Below are 5957 nucleotides of genomic sequence, written 5' to 3'. Positions count from 1 at the left end.
GATATTTCCCAATCTTCAATTCCCGTGCGGTTTTAACCTTCTTGTAATTATCAATTATCCATTATCAATTATCAATTAATGAACATCTTGATACCTCAACTCAAGATTTAATTCATCAACTTTAATTTCCCAATACTTGAAACTTTTCCAATAGTTTTGTCTTGCCATTAAATCTAAATAAACTATACAGCCAGAGTAACTACTTTCAATAGGCTTTTTACCGAAATATTCTGGTTTAAAGCCGGACCTTGGATAGGGGATAATAAATAAAAATTTTCCTGTTTGTCAATCCTATCCGTTTTCAAGGAGAGGTAATTCGCTCATTCTAAATTCGCTCATTCTAAATTCTTGAACTCTAGAAAGTCTGCTAGTTTCAACTAAGCTGAAGTTCCTTTGAAATTTTTGTGTCTTGATAATTTTATCTTTCATACAAATTTTCTACTCTATGAAACTGATACAATGCTACTAAATGATCGATATTTTTTGCCACAATTTTAGTTTGCCATAATTTTAGTCTTTTTTGAGGATTAATAGTTAAAAATATTTGAACCCAAATTCTGCATTTCAGTTTATAATCTTAAAATAATTAGTAACTTTGGCAGATAAAAATATCATTTCCTGATATAATACTTNTTTTTTTCCAAAATTTTAGTTTGCCATAATTTAGTCTTTTTTGAGGATTAATAGTTAAAAATATTTGAACCCAAATTCTGCATTTCAGTTTATAATCTTAAAATAATTAGTAACTTTGGCAGATAAAAATATCATTTCCTGATATAATACTTAGTTCATTAGTTAATTCATTAGCAGGTACTGATAACTGATAACTGAAAAAGCTGATAACTGATAATTGATAATTGATAACTAATAATGGCAATATTTCAAACCGACCCATCGAACTTTCCCCAATTACTCGAAATGGTAAAAGATGGAGATGAACTTAATCTACAACCAGGAGATTACAAAGCACCTTTTACTATTGATAAATCAATTACTATTCGTGGTAGCGGCACCGATACTGTGATTTTTGCTGCCACCGAACCTCCATTAACAATAACAGTTCCGGAAGTACGACTGGAAAATTTAACAGTGGAGCGAACAGTCGGAGGTGAAAAAGGGGAAGTTGCCATATTTGCCGAACCTAATACTAATCCCATTTTGAGTCAGGTGAAATTAAATGGTGTTGCCGAAAATGTGGAGTGGGAGGGAGCAAGTTGGGATATTCCGACAATTCTTGATTTTGGGGAAGTAGAAATAAATCGACAGGTGGAACGGGGATGGGAGTTACAACTGGGTGCGGTTTGTGAGGTTTTATGTAATTTAAAATGGTTGCAGGTGCGCTCTAGTTATCTCTCACCGGGGCGACAAAATTTAGAGGTTGTGCTGAATACTGCGGATATTCCTACTGGTACAAATTTATCTGGTTTAATTTCCCTATTCTCAGAAGATGGTAGACGGGAGTTAGAGGTTGCTGCTAAAATTATTTCCCCACTTCCAACAACTCCAGTATTGGTAGCGGAAACAAAAGTTTTGCCTGCTAAAGTTTTGACTTCTCAAGATTGGGGTTATCGGTTTGTTGGTAGTGCGGTGGATAGGTTTGTTCGCGCTCAGTTGGGTGAAACTGCTATGAAGAAATATCCAGAATTTCCTAAACGTCGCGCTAAAGCAGAATCATTGATGTCTGAAATATTGGAGTCAGATTCTCATTTATATTATGTGCGTCGTCAAGCACCGGGAAAGGAAGAGGGGGAAGAAATTTGGGAACTGACTATGGCGACTGATAGGGAGGATAAAGAGTGGGAAAAAACTTTGAAACTTAGGGGAGCAGTTAATATTGATGGCGACAGGGTGTTCAAAATATTATCGGTGCAGTTTATTTCTCAAACAGCAGAAGAGGATGAGTTTAGTCTGGCGTTGCAAATTCGTTTATTGCCACAACATCAGTTCCGACGGAAGATTTCGTTGGGAGCAGTGCGGTCTATCCAGAAAATGCCTTTCTTTGGCGATCGCCTACCTACACAAGACCAACTTCCTATTTGGACGACTTTTGTAGAAATAGAGCAACGTCTGGCAGAAAAACGTCAATTTTGTGTAGAGTTTCTCGGTCACAACTATGGTAGTGCAAGGAGAAAGGTGACTTTTGAAATTGATATTTCTTCGGCAACTATTGATGGTACACCGGAAAGTGCTATCGACGATCTTGAGTTTCGACGGCGACTTTTCGAGGCAAAAAATCAAGATATTCAGCTTTTTAATATTTCTCCAGCAGGTAGGGATGGTAGAGATGGGGAAAAGTTGGGAGCGATCGCTACTATTGACTGGGAAAAGAGTCAGGTGCGGATAATGTTGGATAGTGAAATTTTGGAAAGTATTTCTCGTGGGAGTTATAAAATACCATCTAAAGGGTTTCTATTTTTTGTCGCTTTTGGGGATATTGCGCAGGTGCAACGGAAACGCAGAGCGCTAGAAGATTTACAAAATGGTCGCTGTCAGAATCCATATTTGGGGGAATTTTTCTTTGATGCTACCTGTGCGCGAGTTCCGAAAAAGACGGTCAAACTGCAACCTCAAGATTTATTATTACCTGCTGCCAATACTAATCAACTTGCTGCTGTGGAAAGGGTTTTGGCAGTTCCAGATTTGGCTTTAATTCAAGGTCCCCCTGGTACTGGGAAAACTACTGTTATTGCGGAAATTTGTTATCAGGTTGCTTTGCGCGGGGGGCGGACTTTGATTGCGTCTCAGGCAAATTTGGCGGTTGATAATGCTTTGAGTAGGTTGGTGCATAATCCGGTTATTCGTGCTGTGCGTAAGGGAAAAGCGGAGAAAGTGCAGGAAGAGGGGGAGCCATTTTTGGAGGAGCGGGTGATTGATACTTGGTTAAAAAATACTGCTAATGACTGCGAAAAAGATTTGCGGGAGCGACTGCAACGGGTGGAAGTTTTACGGAATTTATTGATAGAGTCTGAGAGGTTTAATGATTATTTGGAGTTGGAGAAAAAATGGGTAAGTGAACAGCAGGAGTTGAGCGATCGCCACAACATTTTGGAGGCAAGTCGGAAAGAATTAGAAAGAGAAGTTTTGCAAGTTGAAACTGACAGAAAGGAATTAGATTTTTTGGTATTGGGATTGGAGAATTTATTAAATTCTGCACCTAATGTTAATTGGGAAGATGAGGAGATTAGAAATTTTTTACCTCGTTTACAACCTTATTGTCAGGAGGAAAAGTCTGTCAAAGATTTGGTAGAGAATGTGCGTTTAGGTCGGAATATTGCTAGAGATATTGGTTGGGAAATTCCAGTATTGGGAGCTTTTGGTTTAGCAGCTTGGTTTCAGGAAAATTTAGTTGTTTCGTTGCCAGAATTTCAGAATGGTTTAGGTGTGGCAAAAAAGGCAGTTTTGGCAATGTCGGAAAGTGAGAAATTATTACAGATTTATCAACAGAGTCATAGTCAGTTTGAGCAGCTAAATAAAGATATTCAGCAACAACAGGTAGTTTCGGAAAATCTACAAAAAAAGCTAGAAGAATTAGAAACGCAAAAAAGTCAAATAGATTTAGTTGTTGGCGAAGTAGGTATTTGGATAAAAAAAATTGGTAAAGAGCGGATATTTGAGGAATTGAAAAAATGTTGGGAAACTGGTGAAGGTTTCCAATTAGATTTAATTGAATTACCAGAAAGTCTGATGAAACTTGCTAGTATGAGAAAATTAGAACTTTTGCCAGACTATGCTCAACCTATTAATAATTTGCCAGATTGGGAAAGATTAGAAAAAGCATTAAATGCAGAGTCAAGTCGTGGTTTTAAAAATATTCAAGGTAAAGAATATCGTTTTGATGAATTTTTGCAGATTACTCTCAGTAAACCACCCATAGTTTTGTCAGAAATAGATTATCAAAACTGGCAAGAATTTACTAAAGCATTTGCGATATATCCGCAACTTGGTCAACAAGAAAGGCAAGATTTAGTGAGAAAAACTAAACAATTTTTCCAGGAAAGTCGGCAGAAATATAGTTTGGCGTGGGAACCAGCTAATCTGTCAAAAACTTTCACAGAAGTCATAGATAAAATCTTCAATAAAATCCTCCATAATTCCCGTGAATTTTTACTCCCTTCCAAACAAAAAAATCTCAAACAAATCCAGAAAAATCAGGAACAGTCAGAGGCAAATATTCAATTACTGGAAAACTATAAACAAGAACTAGAGATAGTCGAGAAAAAAGGAAAAGATTCCCATCAAAAGCTTGAGCAAAAATATCAAGAGTTTCTCCAAGCATTACAAGAGATAAATCCTCAAGTAGAGGTTACTCCAGAAATTCGTAATTTAGTCAAACAGTATCTTGAACAGCAACCATTAGAAGTATTAAACGATAAATCCAATTTTGTCGAAAAAGTAAATTCTTGGGAAAATAACCTCAAGCAACTTGAGAAAATCGCTCCCTTACTACAACCTTTTACCGTTCTTGCAGAAATTAAAAATATTCTCCAAGAAAAATTCAATACCATCCAAGAAAAAGCCGATAAATTTCAGGAAAAACTCCAATCTTGCCAAACAGAAATTAATCAAATTAAAACAGCATTAGAACAAACAGTGCCAACCAACTTAATTGAAGAGAGAAATTGGTGGNTTCTCCAAGAAAAATTCAATACCATCCAAGAAAAAGCCGATAAATTTCAGGAAAAACTCCAATCTTGCCAAACAGAAATTAATCAAATTAAAACAGCATTAGAACAAACAGTGCCAACCAACTTAATTGAAGAGAGAAATTGGTGGAAATTAGCATGGTCAAAAATTCCAGAAAATCTCAAACCCACTGTTGCTGAAACAGAAATATTTGCCATAGAACTTTTACATAAAATCAAAATTCAACAGCAAAACTGGCAACAAGAATTAGAGACAGAAGAAACTAACCTCAACCGCAACCAAAAATTTATCCAAGACTGGATAGAAAAACTCAAAAAACCTTCAGAAAAAGATAGTAACGATCTGAGGAAAATTTACCTCGACAATGCCAATGTTATTGGTATTACCTGCGTCCAAGCTGCCAGTCGGAACTTTGCCGAAGAATTTAATAGTTTCGACGTCGTAATAATTGATGAAGTTAGTAAATGTACTCCCCCAGAAATATTAATTCCGGCATTAAAAGGCAAAAAATTAGTATTAGTAGGAGACCATCGCCAATTACCACCAATGCTCAATGATAATACTGTCGAAGAAATTGCTGAAGAGATGAAAATTTCCAAAGAAGAACTAGACTTTTTAGAAGAGTCACTCTTTAAAACTCACTTCGAGACAGCAACAGAAAAAATCAAACAGATGTTAACTATTCAATATCGAATGCACCCCAATATTATGGGAGCAATTAATCAATTTTATCAGCATCGTTTACAATGCGGTCTTCTCGAACCAGACCAACAACGCGCCCATAATTTAGGAGGTAAAATTCTGCAAGAAAATCGACATATTATGTGGGTAAAAATGCCACAGTTAGAAAGTTTTATGGAACAAAAAGAAGGAACATCACCTTTTAATGAAAAAGAAGTTGATGTGATTGAAAAATTATGTACTGAAATGGAAAAATCCTGGTCTGTTAAAATTGCCGAGGGTTTGCCCAGGAAAGAATTAGGAATTATCACATTTTATAATGCCCAGTTGCGACTAATAGAGTCGAGAATTAATCCAGAAAATTTTCCATCCCTACATATTAGAACCGGAACAGTTGACAGATTTCAAGGAATGGAAAGACAGGTGATTATTGTCAGTATGGTGAGAAATAATCAGGAGGGAAAAGTAGGATTTGCCAAGAAACCAGAACGGGTAAATGTTGCTTTTTCTCGCGCTCAGGAATTATTAGTTATTGTTGGATGTCATGGGTTATTTACACAACATTATGGAATGGTTGGAAATATGTATTCAGAAGTTTCTAATGTTGTGCGTAGTCAAGGAGGGTTGGTGGA

At 36.4% G+C, this 5957-nt stretch carries 1 protein-coding gene and 1 pseudogene; both read left to right on the top strand.

Features of this window, described 5'->3' with window-relative positions; all coding sequences use genetic code 11:
* Positions 1-870: 870 nt before the first annotated feature.
* Positions 871-4626, top strand: a pseudogene (locus AFK68_RS45200) (AAA domain-containing protein); the annotation flags it as partial.
* A gap of 1 nt (position 4627) precedes the next feature.
* The coding region (locus AFK68_RS45195; RefSeq protein WP_371357386.1) for a DEAD/DEAH box helicase at positions 4628-5957 on the top strand (1330 nt) is incomplete at both ends.

Origin of the sequence: Hydrocoleum sp. CS-953 (assembly GCF_002260545.1) — a bacterium.
Taxonomy (GTDB): Bacteria; Cyanobacteriota; Cyanobacteriia; order Cyanobacteriales; family Microcoleaceae; genus Trichodesmium.
This window is presented reverse-complemented; position numbering and strand designations above follow the sequence as displayed.